Source organism: Actinomycetospora sp. NBRC 106378 (genome assembly GCF_030269685.1).
Lineage (GTDB): Bacteria > Actinomycetota > Actinomycetes > Mycobacteriales > Pseudonocardiaceae > Actinomycetospora.
In genome coordinates this window covers 472,621-488,644 of record NZ_BSTT01000003.1, presented here as the reverse complement: position 1 = coordinate 488,644, position 16,024 = coordinate 472,621, and the positions used below count along the sequence as shown (strand labels likewise).

Annotated in this window: 14 protein-coding genes and 1 riboswitch; of the genes, 10 read left to right on the top strand and 4 right to left on the bottom strand. The window is 74.1% G+C overall.

Translation table 11 applies throughout. From position 1 onward, the window contains the following. Window positions 1-332 precede the first annotated feature (332 nt). Together QSK00_RS10735 and selD are read left to right on the top strand one after the other, a co-directional pair. Window positions 333-1,211, top strand: a complete 879-nt coding sequence (locus QSK00_RS10735; protein WP_285590354.1) for a DUF742 domain-containing protein — start codon at window positions 333-335, stop codon at window positions 1,209-1,211. Window positions 1,212-1,309: 98 nt separating this feature from the next. Next, the gene (gene selD, locus QSK00_RS10730) at window positions 1,310-2,314 is read left to right on the top strand and encodes a selenide, water dikinase SelD (RefSeq protein WP_285590352.1); all 1,005 of its coding nucleotides are present in this window, start codon (window positions 1,310-1,312) and stop codon (window positions 2,312-2,314) included. A gap of 13 nt (window positions 2,315-2,327) precedes the next feature. On the opposite strand, the gene QSK00_RS10725 is transcribed toward selD, so the two are convergent. Continuing rightward, on the bottom strand, window positions 2,328-3,461 hold the full coding sequence (locus tag QSK00_RS10725) for a glycosyltransferase family 9 protein (RefSeq protein ID WP_285590351.1): 1,134 nt from the start codon (window positions 3,459-3,461) through the stop codon (window positions 2,328-2,330). Window positions 3,462-3,619: 158 nt separating this feature from the next. On the opposite strand from QSK00_RS10725, the gene QSK00_RS10720 reads away from it, so the two are divergent. The 8 genes from QSK00_RS10720 (at window position 3,620) to gcvP (ending at window position 12,008) form a co-directional block, all read left to right on the top strand. Further along, window positions 3,620-4,378: an SDR family oxidoreductase gene (locus QSK00_RS10720; RefSeq protein ID WP_285590349.1), complete on the top strand. Its 759-nt coding sequence runs from the start codon at window positions 3,620-3,622 to the stop codon at window positions 4,376-4,378. A 13-nt stretch (window positions 4,379-4,391) separates the two neighbouring features. Next, the gene (clsA, locus tag QSK00_RS10715; RefSeq protein ID WP_285590347.1) at window positions 4,392-4,964 is read left to right on the top strand and encodes a cardiolipin synthase ClsA; all 573 of its coding nucleotides are present in this window, start codon (window positions 4,392-4,394) and stop codon (window positions 4,962-4,964) included. Window positions 4,965-5,005: 41 nt separating this feature from the next. Then, entirely contained in the window at window positions 5,006-5,392 is a 387-nt protein-coding gene (gene gcvH, locus QSK00_RS10710) for a glycine cleavage system protein GcvH (RefSeq protein WP_285590345.1), read from the top strand. 233 nt (window positions 5,393-5,625) lie between these two features. Continuing rightward, the gene (gene garA, locus QSK00_RS10705; RefSeq protein WP_285590344.1) at window positions 5,626-6,087 is read left to right on the top strand and encodes a glycogen accumulation regulator GarA; all 462 of its coding nucleotides are present in this window, start codon (window positions 5,626-5,628) and stop codon (window positions 6,085-6,087) included. A gap of 28 nt (window positions 6,088-6,115) precedes the next feature. After that, the gene (locus tag QSK00_RS10700) at window positions 6,116-7,009 is read left to right on the top strand and encodes a MerR family transcriptional regulator (protein WP_285590342.1); all 894 of its coding nucleotides are present in this window, start codon (window positions 6,116-6,118) and stop codon (window positions 7,007-7,009) included. A 446-nt stretch (window positions 7,010-7,455) separates the two neighbouring features. After that, window positions 7,456-7,923 (top strand): bifunctional nuclease family protein, encoded by a 468-nt coding sequence (locus QSK00_RS10695; protein ID WP_026204493.1) that lies wholly within the window; start codon window positions 7,456-7,458, stop codon window positions 7,921-7,923. Between the two features lie 164 nt (window positions 7,924-8,087). Beyond that, complete coding sequence (locus QSK00_RS10690; protein ID WP_502872029.1) at window positions 8,088-8,705, top strand: MerR family transcriptional regulator; 618 nt, start codon at window positions 8,088-8,090, stop codon at window positions 8,703-8,705. 64 nt (window positions 8,706-8,769) lie between these two features. Beyond that, window positions 8,770-8,874: riboswitch (glycine riboswitch) on the top strand. A 221-nt stretch (window positions 8,875-9,095) separates the two neighbouring features. Beyond that, a complete protein-coding gene (gene gcvP / locus QSK00_RS10685; RefSeq protein ID WP_285590340.1) occupies window positions 9,096-12,008 on the top strand; it encodes an aminomethyl-transferring glycine dehydrogenase in 2,913 nt (970 codons plus the stop codon). 346 nt (window positions 12,009-12,354) lie between these two features. On the opposite strand, the gene QSK00_RS10680 is transcribed toward gcvP, so the two are convergent. The 3 genes from QSK00_RS10680 to QSK00_RS10670 are packed head-to-tail and all read right to left on the bottom strand — an operon-like array spanning window position 12,355 to window position 16,012. Next, window positions 12,355-13,719, bottom strand: a complete 1,365-nt coding sequence (locus QSK00_RS10680) for an MFS transporter (RefSeq protein ID WP_285590338.1) — start codon at window positions 13,717-13,719, stop codon at window positions 12,355-12,357. A 56-nt stretch (window positions 13,720-13,775) separates the two neighbouring features. Next, a complete protein-coding gene (locus tag QSK00_RS10675; RefSeq protein ID WP_285590336.1) occupies window positions 13,776-14,585 on the bottom strand; it encodes a universal stress protein in 810 nt (269 codons plus the stop codon). Beyond that, window positions 14,582-16,012: an APC family permease gene (locus QSK00_RS10670; protein ID WP_285590335.1), complete on the bottom strand. Its 1,431-nt coding sequence runs from the start codon at window positions 16,010-16,012 to the stop codon at window positions 14,582-14,584. Before QSK00_RS10670 ends, QSK00_RS10675 begins: the two co-directional genes overlap by 4 nt. Between the last annotated feature and the right edge of the window lie 12 nt (window positions 16,013-16,024).

Sequence of the window (16,024 nt, the reverse complement as noted above, 5' to 3'; positions counted from 1 at the left end):
AGAGGTCGTAGGCAGGGCCGTTCTCAGCTTAGGGCCCCACACCGTCCGGAGGGGTGATCAGGTCCCTCGGGGTCACCGGAACGGCCGAACGCCCGCGGGGTTCCGAGCCGCTCCCGAGCGGCGCGGCCGGCCGGTGGGGGACGATCCGGGGGCGCGCGACGATCACCCCCGTCGGACCAGCCGGCTGCTCCGATCGCGCCGCGCAGCGTCACATGATCGTCACGCGGCGGACCGAGCGTCACGTTTCCGCCCCTCGCGACATGCCGTAGCGTGAAGAGCCTGTCCGATACGAGGCATTCGGTGACGGAGTGCGCAGAGGGTAGGTGCGGAGTGTGACCGAGGAGCGTGCCGAGAGCGGCCGACGGGCCCGGCTCCGACGACGCCAACAGCTCGGTCGCACGGGCGCGCGCTTCCCCCGATCGGTGGTCGTGGAGGAGTCGGACGACACCGCCGCCGATTTCCCGGACACCCCGGAGGTCCTCGACGCCCCGGCCGCCCCGGACACCGGTGCCCGCCGGCGTCCGCAGCTCGGCCGCACCGGCGCCCGCTTTCCCCGCACGATGGTCGTCGAGGAGCTGGACGACACCGCCGGCACCCCCGACACCCCGGACACCGGTGGGGGCGCGGCCGCCCCGGCCGTTCTCGGGCCCGACCCGTCGTCGGGCATCGTCGTCGGCCGCACGGGAGCCCGGTTCGGCTCGCGGAGCCGGCAGGTGCGCCGCGTGATCGCCCAGCGGGCCGCCGACGACGCGGCGGTCCCGGTCCAGGCCGCGCCGCTGCGCGAGAAGCGCTACGACCCGATCGCCCCGTGCCCGGACGAGGCTCCCACCGCGCCGCTGCACCTGGCCGAGCTGAAGAACCGCGCCGAGGGCTTCGAGTCCCGGGTGTCGGTGCGGCCCTACGTCCGCACCCGCGGTCGGACGCGGGCCCGGCCCGACCTCATGGTCGAGACCCTGATCTCGCTGCCCAGCCCCCGACCGCCGCTCGACGACCCGGAGCACGTCGTCATCGGCGGCATCTGCGAGCACGCGCCGCGGTCGGTCGCCGAGGTCGCCGCGCTGATGCGGGTGCCGCTCGGGGTGGCCCGGGTGCTCATCGGGGACATGGCCGACGACGGGGCGGTGCGCATCCACCCGACGGCGGCCGGCCCGCAGCACGGCCCCGACCGCGAGGTCATGGCGCGGGTGCTGCGGGGGCTGCACGGACTGTAGGGGCGCGCACTCCGACGGCCCCGGCGAAGCCGGCACCACGAGATCCCGACCGGCGATCCGATGGTGCCGTCCGTCCCGGTCTGACGGAGGATGAGGGCATGACGGCGGTGGCGGACCAGCGGTTGACCGGATACGCCCACGGCGGCGGGTGCGCGTGCAAGATCCCGCCGGGGGAGCTGGAGTCGTTCGTCCGCACGCTGGCGCCCGCGCCGACGGCCGAGCGGGTCGGGGAGCTCGTCGTCGGGCTGGAGGACGGTGACGACGCGGCCGTGGTGACGATCCGCGACGGCCTCGCCCTCATCGCCACGACCGACTTCTTCACGCCCGTCGTCGACGACCCCTACGACTGGGGCCGCATCGCCGCCGCCAATGCGCTCTCCGACGTCTACGCGATGGGCGGGCGGCCCGTCGTCGCGTTGAACCTGCTGTGCTGGCCGCGGGACGTGCTGCCCTACGAGATGGCCGCCGAGGTGCTGCGCGGCGGACTCGCGGTCGCCGACGAGGCAGGTTGTCACGTCGCCGGCGGCCACTCCGTCGACGACCCGGAGCCCAAGTACGGCATGGCCGTCACCGGCACCGCCGACCCGGCGAAGCTGATCCGCAACGACGCCGGGCGCGCCGGGCTGCCGCTGACGCTCACCAAGCCGCTCGGGCTCGGCGTCCTGAACAACCGCCACAAGGTCACGGGCGAGGTGCACGCCGGGGCCGTCGAGACGATGACGACGCTGAACGCCGCCGCCTCCCGCGCAGCCGTCGAGGCGGGCATAGTCGCCGGGACCGACGTCACCGGCTTCGGGCTGCTCGGCCACGCCTTCAAGCTGGCCCGGGCCTCCGTTGTCACCGCGGTCATCGACGCCGCCGCCGTGCCCTACCTCGACGGCGCCCGCGAGGCCGTGCGGGAGGGCTTCGTGCCCGGCGGGTCGCGCCGCAACCTGGACTGGGTCGCGCCGGAGTCCGACCTCGAGCGCGCGTCCGAGGAGGACCGCATCCTCCTCGCCGACGCCCAGACCTCGGGCGGGCTGCTGCTGGTCGGGGAGCTCCCGGGGCACCCCGTCATCGGCGAGCTGGTTCCCGACGACGGGGTGCGGCTGCGGGTGCGCTGACGGGCGCGCGTCCCTACAGGGCGCTCTGGGCCCACAGGTCCTGCGCGGCCTCGCGGACCTCCTCGACCGGCACGTCGTGCGTGGCGGACGCGTGGTGGCCGCACCAGCCCTCGAGCACGCGGCGCCCGCACACCTGGCAGCCGCCGTGCCACGACACGAGGACGCGGTGCCAGACGCGGGTGAGCGGGGCGACGTCGGCGAGGTTCGCGTAGGTGAACACGGCCACCGTCGGGGTGCCGACCGCCCCGGCGACGTGGCGGGGCCCGGAGTCGTTGCCGATCATCAGGCGGGCCCGGGCGAGCAGGCCCACGAGCCCGGGCAGCGTCACGCCGCCGACCACGGTCTCCGGCGCGTGCCCGGTGACCGCCGCGTAGCCCCGCGCCACCTCGGCGACCCGGTCGCCCTCGGACCCGCCGCCGACGACCACCACGCGGGCCCCGTCGAGGGCCGCCGCGACCGCCCCGAGCCGGTCCTCCGGGTAGCACCGGCGAGCGTCCGTGGCCCCGGGGTGGACGACGACGAGCGGCTCGTCGGTCTCGGTGACGACCTCCCGCGAGGCCGCGAGGTCGGCCTCGGTGACCGTCAGCCGCGGCTCGATGCGGGGCGTCGGGGCGCCGACGGCGGCGGCCAGCTCATTCCAGCGCAGCGTGTCGTGCTGGTAGGGGGTGTAGGGCACCCAGCGCTCGAGGCGCGGCGCTCCCGGCGCGGCGGTCCCGGCACTCACGCGGGCCCCGAGCCGGGCGAGCAGCGGGTTGGAGTTCCCGCCTCCGCCGTGCATCTGGATCGCCAGGTCGAAGCCGTACGCCCGCTGCTCGGCGGCCCAGGCCTCGACGACGTCGGCGGGCGCGTCCGGGCCGGGACCGACCCGCACGCCGGGGACCGGCGGCACGAACACGACGCGGTCCACGGGGGAGGGGCGCCCGGCGAGCAGTGCCTCGTGGTGCGGCTGGCCGAGCAGGGTGATCTCGGCGTCCGGGTAGGCGGCGCGGACCGCCGACAGGGCGGGTTCGGACACGACGAGGTCGCCGAGGCCGTTGGCCCGCAGGATCGCCAGCCGGCGCACGTCCGGCACCAGGGGCGCGAGGTCGGCGGGGACACCGAGGGCCGGGCCGTACGCGACGGCGGGGGACGTCACCAGGGCAGTCACGGACCCGTGGTGCCCGCAAACACCCCGCGCCACCGGCGGAGAACGACCGGTGGCACGACGGGCGCGCCGAACGGGTGTGCCCACACCACATCGCCCGGCGCGGCCGTGGTGTGGGCCTCACCTACCGCGGTCGCCGCGCGCGACCTACCGTCGGAGCCGTGAGCACCCCAGGAGAAGACCGGGCCGCCGTCGTCACCGGGTCGGCCAGCGGGATCGGCCGCGCCGTCGTGGAGCGCCTCGTCTCCGACGGCTGGCAGGTCCTCGGCGTCGACCTCGAGGCCGCCGAGGACCTCAAGGGCGCGGAGACCCTCGGCGCCGACCTCACGACCCGGGAGGGCAACCGGGCGGCCGTCGACACGGCGCTCGAGGCCTTCGGCCGGATCGACCTCGTCGTCCCCAACGCCGGCTTCCAGCACGTCTCGCCGGTCGCCGACTTCCCCGAGGACCGCTGGGACGCCCTGCTGCAGATCCTGCTGACCAGCCCGTTCCTCCTGGCCAAGTACGCCTGGCCGTCGCTGGTCGAGGCCCCGCGCGGCGGCCGCTTCATCCCGATCGCCTCGGCGCACGCGCTCGCGGCGAGCCCGTACAAGGCCGGTTACGTGTCCGCCAAGCACGGCGTGCTCGGGCTGGTGAAGACGCTCGCGCTCGAGGGCGCCGCCCAGAACGTGACCGCCGCGGCGGTCTGCCCGGCCTACGTGCGGACGCCGCTGGTCGAGAAGCAGATCGCCGACCAGGCCAAGGCCCACGGCATCAGCGAGGACCGGGTCATCGAGGAGGTCATCCTCACGCCGCACGCGGTGAAGCGGCTCATCGAGCCCAGCGAGGTCGCCGACGTCGTCGCCTTCCTCACCACGCCGGCGGGGTCCACCTTCACCGGCGTGCCGGTCACGATGGACATGGGATGGACCGCACGCTGACAGACTGTCCCGCGTGACGATCCGGGACATCGCGTCCGAGCGGTGGCTGACGGTCCCGAACCTGCTGTCGGTCATCCGGCTGGCCGGGGTTCCGGTCTTCCTGTGGCTGCTGCTCGGTCCGCAGGCCGACGGGTGGGCGCTCGTCGTGCTGGTGATCTCCGGGGTCACCGACTGGCTCGACGGCAAGCTCGCCCGCTGGCTGGACCAGTACTCCAAGCTGGGGGAGGCCCTCGACCCGCTGGCCGACCGGCTCTACACCCTCGCGGCCCTGGTCGCGTTCGTGGTGCGCGACATCGTGCCGTGGTGGGTGGTCGTGCTCATCGTCGGCCGGGACGTCGTCGTGTCGGCGGCCCTGCCGCTGCTGCGCCGCAAGGGCTATCTCGCCTTCCCGGTGCTCTACATCGGCAAGGCCGCGACGTTGTGTCTGCTCTACGCCTTCCCGCTGCTGCTGCTCGCGCAGATGGACTGGCCGGGGGCCGACCTCGCCCGCCCGTTCGCCTACGCCTTCACCGCCTGGGGCATCGCGCTGCACCTGTGGTCGGGGGCGCTCTACGTCGTCCAGCTGATCCGGACACCCGCACGCTAGGCTCCCCCGGCCCATCAGCCCTGATCATCCGAGGAGTCGCAGTGGTCCCCGAGGGTCTGCAGTACACGGCGGAGCACGAGTGGATCGCGTCGGCCGGCGACGAGGACACCGTGCGGGTCGGGATCACCGACTTCGCCCAGGAGCAGCTCGGCGACGTGGTGTTCGTCCAGCTCCCGACCGTCGGCGACACCGTCTCGTCCGGCGACTCGATCGCCGAGGTCGAGTCGACGAAGTCGGTCTCGGAGATCTACGCCCCCCTCGCCGGCGAGATCACGGCGGTGAACTCGGACCTCGGCGACACCCCGGAGCAGGTCAACTCGGACCCCTACGGCTCCGGATGGATGTTCGAGCTGCGCCTCTCGGACGCCGGTGAGCGCTCCGAGCTCCTCGACGCCGAGGCCTACCAGGCCGTCGTCGACGGGGCCTGAATTCCACCCGACGGTGCGTGACCGATCCGGTCACGGCGCGTTGACATCGATAGAGCAGGTCGAAGCGGGACCGACCCACGGCGTGATGGTGACGCACGGTACCGTGACCACGGCCTCGTCCCCACGCTCCCGACCGGGCGCCGTGGGGGTGGCCCGGCCGGGTGACGCACCCGAGTGAGGGACACGCACGAGCCGGTACGAGCAGTGGACGCGAGCATCGACGGAGGAGCACGGTGAGCACAGGCGGTCCGGTCCCCCCCGAGCGTCAGGGCGAGACGACGTCGGTCTTCCGGGCCGATTTCCTCGCCGAGACCGGCGAGGAGTCCCGGGGCGGCGTCTCCGGGGTCGACTCCTTGCCCGCCGGCTCGGCCCTGCTGGTCGTGAAGCGTGGCCCCAACGCGGGCTCGCGCTTCCTGCTCGACCGCGACACCACCAGCGCCGGTCGGCACCCCGACAGCGACATCTTCCTCGACGACGTCACCGTCTCCCGGCGCCACGCGGAGTTCCGCCGCGACGGCGCGGAGTTCGTGGTCGTCGACGTGGGCAGCCTCAACGGCACCTACGTGAACCGGGAGCCGGTCGACACCGCGGTCCTGGCCAACGGCGACGAGGTGCAGATCGGCAAGTTCCGGCTCGTCTTCCTCACCGGGCCGCGCGACGGTGGCTCGGCCGGACAGGGCGCCGAGTACTCGTGACCCCGGCGAGCGCAGCGACGGGGGTTCGATGACCGCGGCAGGGTTGCCCCAGGGCGACTCGCGGGGCGCGCTGTCCATCGGCGCCGTGCTCGACGCCCTCCGCAGCGACTTCCCCGAGATCACGATCTCCAAGATCCGGTTCCTCGAGTCCGAGGGTCTGATCTCCCCGGCCCGCACCCCGAGCGGCTACCGCCAGTTCTCGCACGCGGACATCCGGCGGCTGCGGTTCGTGCTCTCGGCGCAGCGGGACCACTACCTCCCGCTCAAGGTCATCCGGGCGAAGCTCGAGGAGTTCGACGCCTCGCCGACGCCCGACGGCCCGCTGCTCACCGCCCCGCCCGACGTGGCGGGGCCGGCCGGGGCCGCACCGCCGCAGACCGGTGGTCCCGGTGGGGGCGGGGGGTCCGACGACGGCGGCCCGCGCCGCTTCGGCACGGTGCCGCGGCCGCGTTCCCTGAGCGCCGTGGGCCCGTGGACGCCGGCCGGCCCGACCGGTCCGACCGACGAGGACCCGGACCGCGCCTTCGGCGCGGTGGTCGCGGACGAGGGCGTCGGCGGGGTCGACCGGGAGACCGTGCTCGCCGAGGACGGCGTCGACGAGGCCCTGCTGACCTCGCTGGAGCACCACGGGATCCTGCGACCCGACGTCTCGGGCCGGTACGAGCCGGAGGCCCCGGTGATCGCCCGGACCGCGGCGGCGCTCTCGGCGCTCGGCGTCGAGCCCCGGCTGCTGCGCGGACTGCGTGCAGGCGCTGACCGCGAGGTCGGGCTGCTCACCCAGCTCGTCACCCCGGTCGCCCGCTCTCGCGCCCCCGAGGCCGCGCAGCGCGCCCTCGACCTCTCGGGCGAGCTGGCTACGCTCTCCGGACGGCTGCACGCCCTGCTCGTGGGCTCCGGCCTGCGCCATGGTCTGCGTCGCTGACTTCTCGTCGAAGGACGGTGGCCATTCCGGTACCGGCGGCCCGTGCGTGCGTCCACGCTCTGTCGCCGGTCCTCGGGCCTGTCGCTTGTCGCGGGTTCCCGCGAGCCGCCCGTCGCCTTGTCGTTGTGAATCACAACGACAGGGCGACGACGGCGGGGATGAAGCCCGCGACAAGATGTGGCGGGCACCGTGTGGCGGGCGCGGTCGGGGCGGAGCCGTAGCGGCCGGACGAGCTGACGCCGCGAGGCGAGGGCCACCGGGCCGGCCCCGCGACCCGCCGTCGGGAAGGCTCCCGGCGCATCGCCGGGCGGGCCTTCGCCACCGCCCCGGGAGGCCCCGGAGCGTGTAGCGTTCCCCTCCGTCGACTCCGGTCGCTGCTGCCGGGGCGATCTTCGGAGATCACGGTGCGTCCCCAACGCACCACGGCCGAACAGGAGGCGAGACGCATGAGCGAGATGCGTGTCGTGGGCGTACGGGTCGAACTGCCTGCGAACCAGCCGATCCTCCTCCTGCGGGAGTCCGACGGTGACCGGTACCTCCCGATCTGGATCGGCTCGGTCGAGGCCACCGCGATCGCCCTCGAGCAGCAGGGTGTCAAGCCCGCGCGGCCGCTGACGCACGACCTGCTCAAGGACGTCCTGGGCGCCCTGGACCGCCGCCTCGAGCAGGTGCGGATCACCGACCTGCAGGAGGGCACCTTCTACGCGGAGCTCGTCTTCGACGGCGACGTGCGCGTGTCGGCCCGGCCGAGCGACTCCGTGGCCCTCGCGCTGCGGGTCGGCGTGCCGATCCACGCCGAGGAGGGCGTGCTCTCGGAGGCCGGGCTCGTCATCCCCGACGAGCAGGAGGACGAGGTCGAGAAGTTCCGCGAGTTCCTCGACACCGTGTCGCCGGAGGACTTCGCCGGCACGTGATCGAACGGGTGGTCGAACGGCGCGTCATCCCCGACGCGCCGCTCGTCTCACCGTGAAGTTCAGGTAGAGACTTGACCGCGCGTCGCGTTGACCCCCGTGGACGCCCCTCGTACGGTCGTCTGACCAGGGCCGGAAAGCCGGTCGACGGGGTCGAGGAGGCAAGTGTGGCGGGAGCCGATGAGCGGCCCGGGCAGGGTGCCTCGTTGCAGCCGCTGGGTCCCGCGGGGGAGCAGGGTTCCCTGTTCCCGGACGAGCTCTTCGGCGAGAGCCCGAACGACGACGTCCTCGGGTACCGCGGGCCGGCCGCCTGCCAGATCGTCGGCATCACCTACCGGCAGCTGGACTACTGGGCGCGCACCAAGCTCGTGGTGCCGAGCATCCGCACCGCGACCGGGTCCGGCTCGCAGCGGCTCTACTCCTTCAAGGACCTCGCGGTGCTCAAGGTGGTCAAGAACCTCCTCGACACCGGGGTGTCGCTGAACAACATCCGCACCGCCGTGGAGCAGCTGCGTCGCCACGGCGTGCGCGACCTCGCGAAGATCACGCTGTTCTCCGACGGGGTCACCGTCTACGAGTGCACCTCCCCGGAGGAGGTCGTCGACCTGCTGCAGGGCGGCCAAGGCGTGTTCGGCATCGCCGTCGGCGGTGCGATGCGTGAGCTGTCCGGCTCGATCGCGCACTTCCCGGCCGAGCGGGCCGGGGCCGGCGCGGCCGTCGTCGAGCACGCGCCGGAGGACGAGCTGGCCTCGCGGCGTGCCCGCGGCGCCCGCTCGGCGGGGTAGACCTCACGCCGCCGGTGGGCTGACACGGCGTCCGCGCGACGGTAACGTCACCACCGTTGGTCGCTCATCCCACGCGGGAGAGTCCTGCAGTCAGAAGCCTCTGGACGCAGGCGCCGAAGGAGCAACTCCTCCCCGGAATCTCTCAGGCATCCCGTACCGCGTGGGACAGACCACCTCTGGAAAGCGGTGGACCCCGTCGGCGATGACGGTGGCCCGCCCGCCGATGGTGCAAGCCGGCCCGACGTCCGACGTCGGGGCTGAGGTCCGGTGAAGCTCTCAGGCGCCCGCGCTGGACCCGAAGCGGGCAGTGGCAGAGGGGGAGGGATCCCGGTGTGCCCGTCGTGGCGCGCGCCGGGGAGACCCTGACCGCCGGATGCCGGGAGGCCCCCCGTGAGCCCCAGCAGTGACCGTCTCTCCCTCGCCGCCCTCGAGCACGGCCGGCCGTTCTCCGAGCGCCACATCGGCCCGGACGCCGGCGAGCTGGCCCGCATGCTCGAGACCGTCGGCGTCGGCTCCCTCGAGGAGTTGGCCGACGCGGCGATGCCGACGTCCATCCGCACCGACCCCGCCGACTGGCCGACCAGCGGCGACCGGGACCGGGTGCCGCCGCCGGCCGCCACGGAGGCGGAGGTGCTGGACGAGCTGCGGGCCCTCGCCGACGCGAACACCGCGCTCGTGCCGATGCTCGGTCTCGGCTACCACGGCACGATCACCCCGCCGGTGATCCGCCGCAACGTCCTCGAGGACCCGGCCTGGTACACCGCTTACACGCCGTACCAGCCCGAGATCAGCCAGGGCCGCCTCGAGGCGCTGCTCAACTTCCAGACCGTCGTCTGCGACCTCACCGGTCTCGACGTCGCCGGCGCCTCCATGCTCGACGAGTCCACCGCGGCCGTCGAGGCGATGATGCTGCTGCGCCGCGTCGTGAAGAACCAGGGCGACCGCTTCCTCGTCGACGCCGACACGTTGCCCCAGACGATCGCCGTGCTGCGCACGCGGGCCGACTCGCTCGGGATCGCGATCGAGCTGGTCGACGCCACCGCGGAGCTGCCCGAGGGCGACTTCTTCGGGCTCCTGCTCGCCGCCCCCGGCGCCTCCGGCGCACTGCGCGACCACACCGCCGTCATCGCCGCCGCGCACGAGCGGAAGGCCCAGGTCGTGGTCGCGTGCGATCTGCTCGCGGCCACGATGGTCACCCCGCCCGGCGACCAGGGCGCGGACGTGGCGGTCGGCTCCACGCAGCGCTTCGGGGTGCCGCTGGGCTTCGGCGGCCCGCACGCCGGGTTCCTCGCCGTGCGCCAGCAGCTCGCCCGCCAGCTGCCCGGCCGGCTCGTCGGCACCTCGATCGACGCCGACGGCAACCCCGCCCACCGGCTCGCCCTGCAGACCCGCGAGCAGCACATCCGCCGCGACAAGGCCACGAGCAACATCTGCACGGCACAGGTGCTGCTGGCGGTGATCGCCTCGATGTACGCCGTCTACCACGGCCCGTCCGGCCTCACCGACATCGCGCGCCGCACCCACCGGATGGCCGCCGTGCTCGCCGCGGGCCTGGTGAAGGGCGGCGTCGAGGTCGTCCACCGCGAGTTCTTCGACACCGTGCTCGTCCGCGTGCCGGGGCGGGGCGCGGAGGTGACCGGAGCCTGTCGTGCGGAAGGCGTCCTCGTCCGCGAGGTCGACGCCGACCACGTCGGCGTCTCGTGCTCCGAGGTGACCACCCGCGAGCACCTCGCCGCCATCTGGCGGGCCTTCGGCGTCGGCGAGATCGAGATCACCGACCTCGACGCCGCCACCGAGGACGCCGTGCCGACCGGGCTGGTCCGCGCGTCGTCGTACCTCACCAACCCGGTGTTCCACCGCCACCGCAGCGAGACCTCCCTGCTGCGCTACCTGCGCGCGCTGTCGGACAAGGACGTGGCGCTGGACCGGAGCATGATCCCGCTGGGCTCGTGCACGATGAAGCTCAACGCGACCGCCGAGATGGAGCCGATCACCTACCCCGGCTTCGCGAACCTGCACCCGTTCGCCCCCGAGTCGGACGCGCCGGGGATGCTGCAGGTCATCCGCGACCTCGAGGCGTGGCTGGTGCACCTCACCGGCTACCACTCCGTCTCGTTGCAGCCCAACGCCGGCTCGCAGGGCGAGCTCGCCGGGCTCCTCGCGATCCGGGCGTACCACCACTCCCGCGGCGACCTGCACCGCGACGTGTGCGTCATCCCGTCCTCGGCCCACGGCACGAACGCCGCGTCGGCGATCTCGGCGGGCATGCGCGTGAAGGTCGTGAAGACCACCGAGCGCGGCGACGTCGACCTCGACGACCTGCAGCGCGTGATCGGCGAGGTGGGGGAGCAGCTCTCCGCCATCATGATCACCTACCCGTCGACGCACGGTGTGTACGAGCCGGGCGTGCGGGACGTGCTCGCCGCCGTGCACGACGCCGGGGGCCAGGTCTACGTCGACGGCGCCAACCTCAACGCGCTCGTCGGCCTGGCCCGCCCGGGCCGCTTCGGGGCGGACGTCTCGCACCTGAACCTGCACAAGACCTTCTGCATCCCGCACGGCGGCGGCGGACCCGGCGTCGGGCCGATCGGCGTCGCCGAGCACCTCGCGCCGTTCCTGCCGAACCACCCGGCCCAGCCGTCGGCGGGCCCGGAGACCGGGATCGGCCCGGTCGCCGGCGCGCCGTGGGGTTCGGCGTCGATCCTGCCGATCTCGTGGGCCTACGTCCGGCTGATGGGCGTCGACGGGCTGCGCCGCGCGACGCTCACGGCGGTGGCGGCGGCGAACTACGTCGCGGCCCGGCTGCGCGACTCCTTCCCGGTCCTCTACACCGGCCCGGGCGGGTTCGTCGCCCACGAGTGCATCCTCGACCTGCGGCCCCTGACGAAGTCCTCGGGCGTCACCGTCGACGACGTCGCCAAGCGCCTCGCCGACTACGGCTTCCACGCCCCGACGATGTCGTTCCCGGTCGCCGGCACGCTCATGGTCGAGCCGACCGAGTCGGAGAACCTCGCCGAGATCGACCGGTTCTGCGACGCGATGATCGCGATCCGCGCCGAGGCGGCCAAGGTCGAGGCGGGGGAGTGGCCGGCGGACGACAACCCGCTGGTGCACGCACCGTTCACGGCCCGCTCGGTGCTCGTCGACGAGTGGACCCACCCGTTCACCCGCGAGGAGGCGGCGTTCCCGGCGGCGGGTCGGCCCGACAAGATCTGGGTCCCGGTCCGGCGCATCGACTCCGCGCACGGCGACCGGCACCTGGTGTGCTCCTGCCCGCCCCTGGAGGAGCTGGCGGAGGCCTGACCCCCCTTCTCCCGCGCGAGGGGAACCCTCGTGCCACAAGAGCGCTCGCATCCTCCCCTCGCGTTCGGCCCAGCCGGGCGTGAGGGGAGGATCGGGTCGTTCTCCTGGGCCGAGGGTTCCCCTCGTGCAGGAACGGGCTGGGCGCAGCACCCGTGAGGGTGACGTGAGGCAGGGTGCGGGGCGCCCGGGCCTGCCTGGTGTGCGTCTCGCAGCCGGCCGGGTGGGCGCAGGCTCCGCGAGGGTGACGTGAGGCAGGGTGCGGGGCGCCCGAGCCTGCATGGTGTGCGTCTCGCAGCCGGGGGGCGGACTCCGAGGGGCCGATGAGCGAAGGGCGCCCACGGCCCGCCTAGTCGAGCGAAGGTGCCCTTCGGTCGACGGTGGCGGGCGTGCGCTCCCGGGCGATCCGCGTCCCGACCAGCACGGCCACGCCGGCCGCGGCCACCATGCACACGCCCACCACCCACAGGCCCGCGCGCTGGGAGCCCGACAGGTCGGCGAGCCACCCCGTGACGTACGGCGCGGCGAACCCGGAGATGTTGCCCAGCGAGTTGACCAGGGCGATCCCACCGGCGGCGGCCGCCCCGGTGAGGAACCGCGACGGGAGCGCCCAGAACGGGCCGAGCGCCGCGCACACCCCGACGGCGCACACCGTCACCGCCGCCATCGCCGTCCACGGCGAGCGCAGGTAGAGCGCGATCGGGATCGCGATGCCGCCGAGCAGCGCGGGCGCCGCGACGTACCAGGCGGTCGCCCGGACGGTGCGGGCCGTGTCCGCCCGCCGGCCCCACAGCACCATCGCGACGGCGGCGATCACGTACGGCACCGCCGTGACCGCACCGCGTTCGACCACCGACAGCTTCGTGCCGAACTGCTGCTCGAAGCCGGCGACGATCGTCGGGAGGAAGAACCCGAGGGCGTAGAGCCCGTAGGTGACCCCGAAGTAGACGAAGGCCAGCGCCAGGATGCGGGGACTGGTGAGGGCCCGGCGCAGCGGCCAGTGGCCCCCGACGGCGGTCTCGCGGGCCTCGGCCTCGAGCCGCGCGGTCAGCCAGGCCCGCTCGTCGTCGGCCAGCCAGCGGGCGTCCGTAGGCCGGTCGGTGAGGGCGACGAACGTGACCACGGCCAGCAGGATCGCCGGGATGCCCTCGACCAGGAACATGACGCGCCAGCCGGTGAGCCCGAACAGGCCCTCGCCGCCGGAGATGATCAGCGAGGACACGAGGGAGCCCACCGCGGTGGACACCGGCACCGCCGCCATGAACATCGCGACCGCCCGCGCCCGCTGCTCGGCCGGGAACCAGTAGGTCAGGTACAGGATGATCCCGGGGAAGAACCCGGCCTCGGCGACGCCCAGCAGGAAGCGCAGGACGATCAGCCAGGTGCCGTTCGGCACGAACGCCATCGCCGTCGCGAGGATCCCCCAGGAGATCAGGATGCGGGCGAGCCAACGCCGCGCGCCGAAGCGGTGCAGCGCGAGGTTCGACGGCACCTCGAGCAGCAGGTAGCCGAGGAAGAAGATGCCCGAGGCGAGGCCGAACGCCGTCGCCGTGAGCCCCAGCTCCCGGTTCATGCCGTTGGGGCCGGCGAAGCCGATGTTGACGCGGTCCAGGTAGTTGACGAAGTACAGGACCATCAGCAGCGGCATCACCCGCAGCGCGACCTTCCGCAGGGTCCGTCTCCCGATCGCGGCGTCCGGCGTCGTCGTCGACATGACCGACACGAGATAGGTCGGACCGGCCCGACGTCAAGCCCCCGTCAAGTGCGCAGTCAGGCGCGCACGATGACGGCGGGAACGGGCGCCGCGGCGAGGATCGCCCCGACCCGGTCGCCGAGGAAGAACCGGGTCGCCGCGCCCCGGGAGCCCCCCACCACGAGCAGGTCGCCGGCGGTCCAGTCGGCGGCGTGCACCGCCGCGTCCCAGCCGCGCCCGAGGAACACCCCGGTCTCCGCGTCCGTGATGCCCCGGGCCGCGAGGGCCTCGGCCTGGGCCGCCGCGATCCGGTCCGACCACTCCGCGAGGACGGGTTCCTCGGCGTCGAGGCCGACCTCCGGCGGGATCACGGCCCGGCGGCGGACCGCGAACGAGGCGACCCGCAGCGTCGCCGACGACCGGTGCGCCAGGTCCACGGCCGCCCCGAGGACGGCGTCGGCCGCCGTGGTCCCGTCGAAGGCGCACGTCACCCGGGTGACCGGTAGCCCCGGGACCGACGAGCCGCCCCCGCGGGCGAGCACGACGGGTACCGGGCTGCTGCGCGCCACCCGGGTCGCGATCCGTCCGGACCGGTCGGCGTCGGTGCCGAGCACGAGCGTGCTCACGTGCTCGGCGGCCGCGGCCCCGGTCAGGGCGTCCGCCACCGAGCGCCCGTGCACGGTGGCCCGCCGCGCGACGAGCCCGGTCGCGGCGAGCACGCCGTCGACCGCCGCCCACGCGGGCGCGGCGTCGGTCCCGGTCCCCGGCGTGACGACGAGCGCGACGGCCAGCTCCTCGCCCCACGCCGCGGCGAGCCGGGCCCCGAGCCCGACCGCACCGCCGGCGTCGTCGCGCGCCCGCGGCGACAGCCCGACCAGCACCGTCATCGGTCGTCCTCCGCCGCACCGACGGCCAGGGCGGAGCGTCGCGAGCCGTAGACCGCCCAGAACACCAACGCGACGACGAGCCAGACGGCGAACACGACGATCGTCACCCACGACAGCCCGGAGATCAGGTAGAGGCAGGCGAGGATCGAGAGCACCGGCGTGACGGGGTAGCCCGGCACGCGGAACCCGCGCGGCAGGTCCGGGGCGGTCCGGCGCAGCACGATCACGCCCACCGACACCACCGTGAACGCCACGAGCGTGCCGATGGAGACGAGGTCGGCGAGGACGTCGAGCGGGACGAGACCGGCGAGCAGCCCGACCGCCACGGCGACCACCACGGTGTTGCGGACCGGCGTCAGCGTCCGCCGGTCGACCGCCGAGAAGACCGCCGGGAGCATCCCGTCCCGGCTCATCGTGAACAGGATGCGGGTCTGGCCGTACAGGGTCACGAGCGTGATCGAGAAGATCGACACCACGGCGCCCGCCGCGAGGACGACCGACGGCCAGACCGAGCCGGTGACGTCGCCGAGGATCGCGGCGAGCCCCGCCTCCTGGCCGTCGAAGCGCGGCCAGTCCTGGGCGCCGATCGCGGTCACCGCCACGAGCAGGTAGATCACGGTGACGATGACGAGCGCGAGGACCAGCGCGCGGGGGAGCGTGCGCCGCGGATCCACGGCCTCCTCACCCGCCGTCGACACCGCGTCGAGGCCGATGAAGGAGAAGAACACCGTGCCCGCCGCCGCACCCACGCCGGCGGCGCCGAACGGCGCGAAGTCGGCGAACCGGTCGGCGGAGAACGCGGTCGCCGCGATCACCGCGAACATCAGCAGGACCGCGAGCTTGACGACGACCATCACCGCGTTCGCCGTCGCCGACTCGCTCACGCCGCGGACCAGCAGCAGCGCGCACAGCACGACGAGCACCATCGCGGGCAGGTTGACCACGCCGCCCGCACCCGGGGCGCCCGACAACGCGTCCGGGATGCGGACGCCGATGGTGTCGCCGAGCAGCGCGTTCAGGTACTCCGACCAGCCCACCGCGACGGCGGCCGACGACACCATGTACTCCAGCAGCAGGCACGCCGCGACCGCCATGGCGGGCGCCTCGCCGAGGGTGGCGTAGGCGTAGGAGTAGCTCGAGCCGCTCACCGGCACCGCGGAGGCCAGCTCGGCGTAGCAGAGCGCGGTGAGCCCGGCGGTCACCGCCGCGACCACGAAGCTGACGACGACGGCGGGTCCGGCCTCCGGGGTCGCCTCGGAGAGCACGAAGAAGATGCCGGTTCCCACCGTGGCCCCGACGCCGAACGCGGTCAGCTGGAACAGCGTGATGCTGCGTCGCAGCTCCCCGGAGTCGGCCTCGGACCCGGACTCCGTCGTCGTGACCGGCTTGCGGCGCAGCCAGGCGTGGGCGGGCGGGGCCAGGGGCACCCGCGCACCCTA

What these genes read in the sequence shown, in the direction of transcription:
- QSK00_RS10680 (WP_285590338.1), bottom strand. Translation starts at nt 13,719, where the DNA reads ATGTCGACGACGACGCCGGACGCCGCGATCGGGAGACGGACCCTGCGG.
- QSK00_RS10700 (WP_285590342.1), top strand. Translation starts at nt 6,116, where the DNA reads ATGACCGCGGCAGGGTTGCCCCAGGGCGACTCGCGGGGCGCGCTGTCC.
- QSK00_RS10695 (WP_026204493.1), top strand. Translation starts at nt 7,456, where the DNA reads ATGAGCGAGATGCGTGTCGTGGGCGTACGGGTCGAACTGCCTGCGAAC.
- selD (WP_285590352.1), top strand. Translation starts at nt 1,310, where the DNA reads ATGACGGCGGTGGCGGACCAGCGGTTGACCGGATACGCCCACGGCGGC.
- QSK00_RS10675 (WP_285590336.1), bottom strand. Translation starts at nt 14,585, where the DNA reads ATGACGGTGCTGGTCGGGCTGTCGCCGCGGGCGCGCGACGACGCCGGC.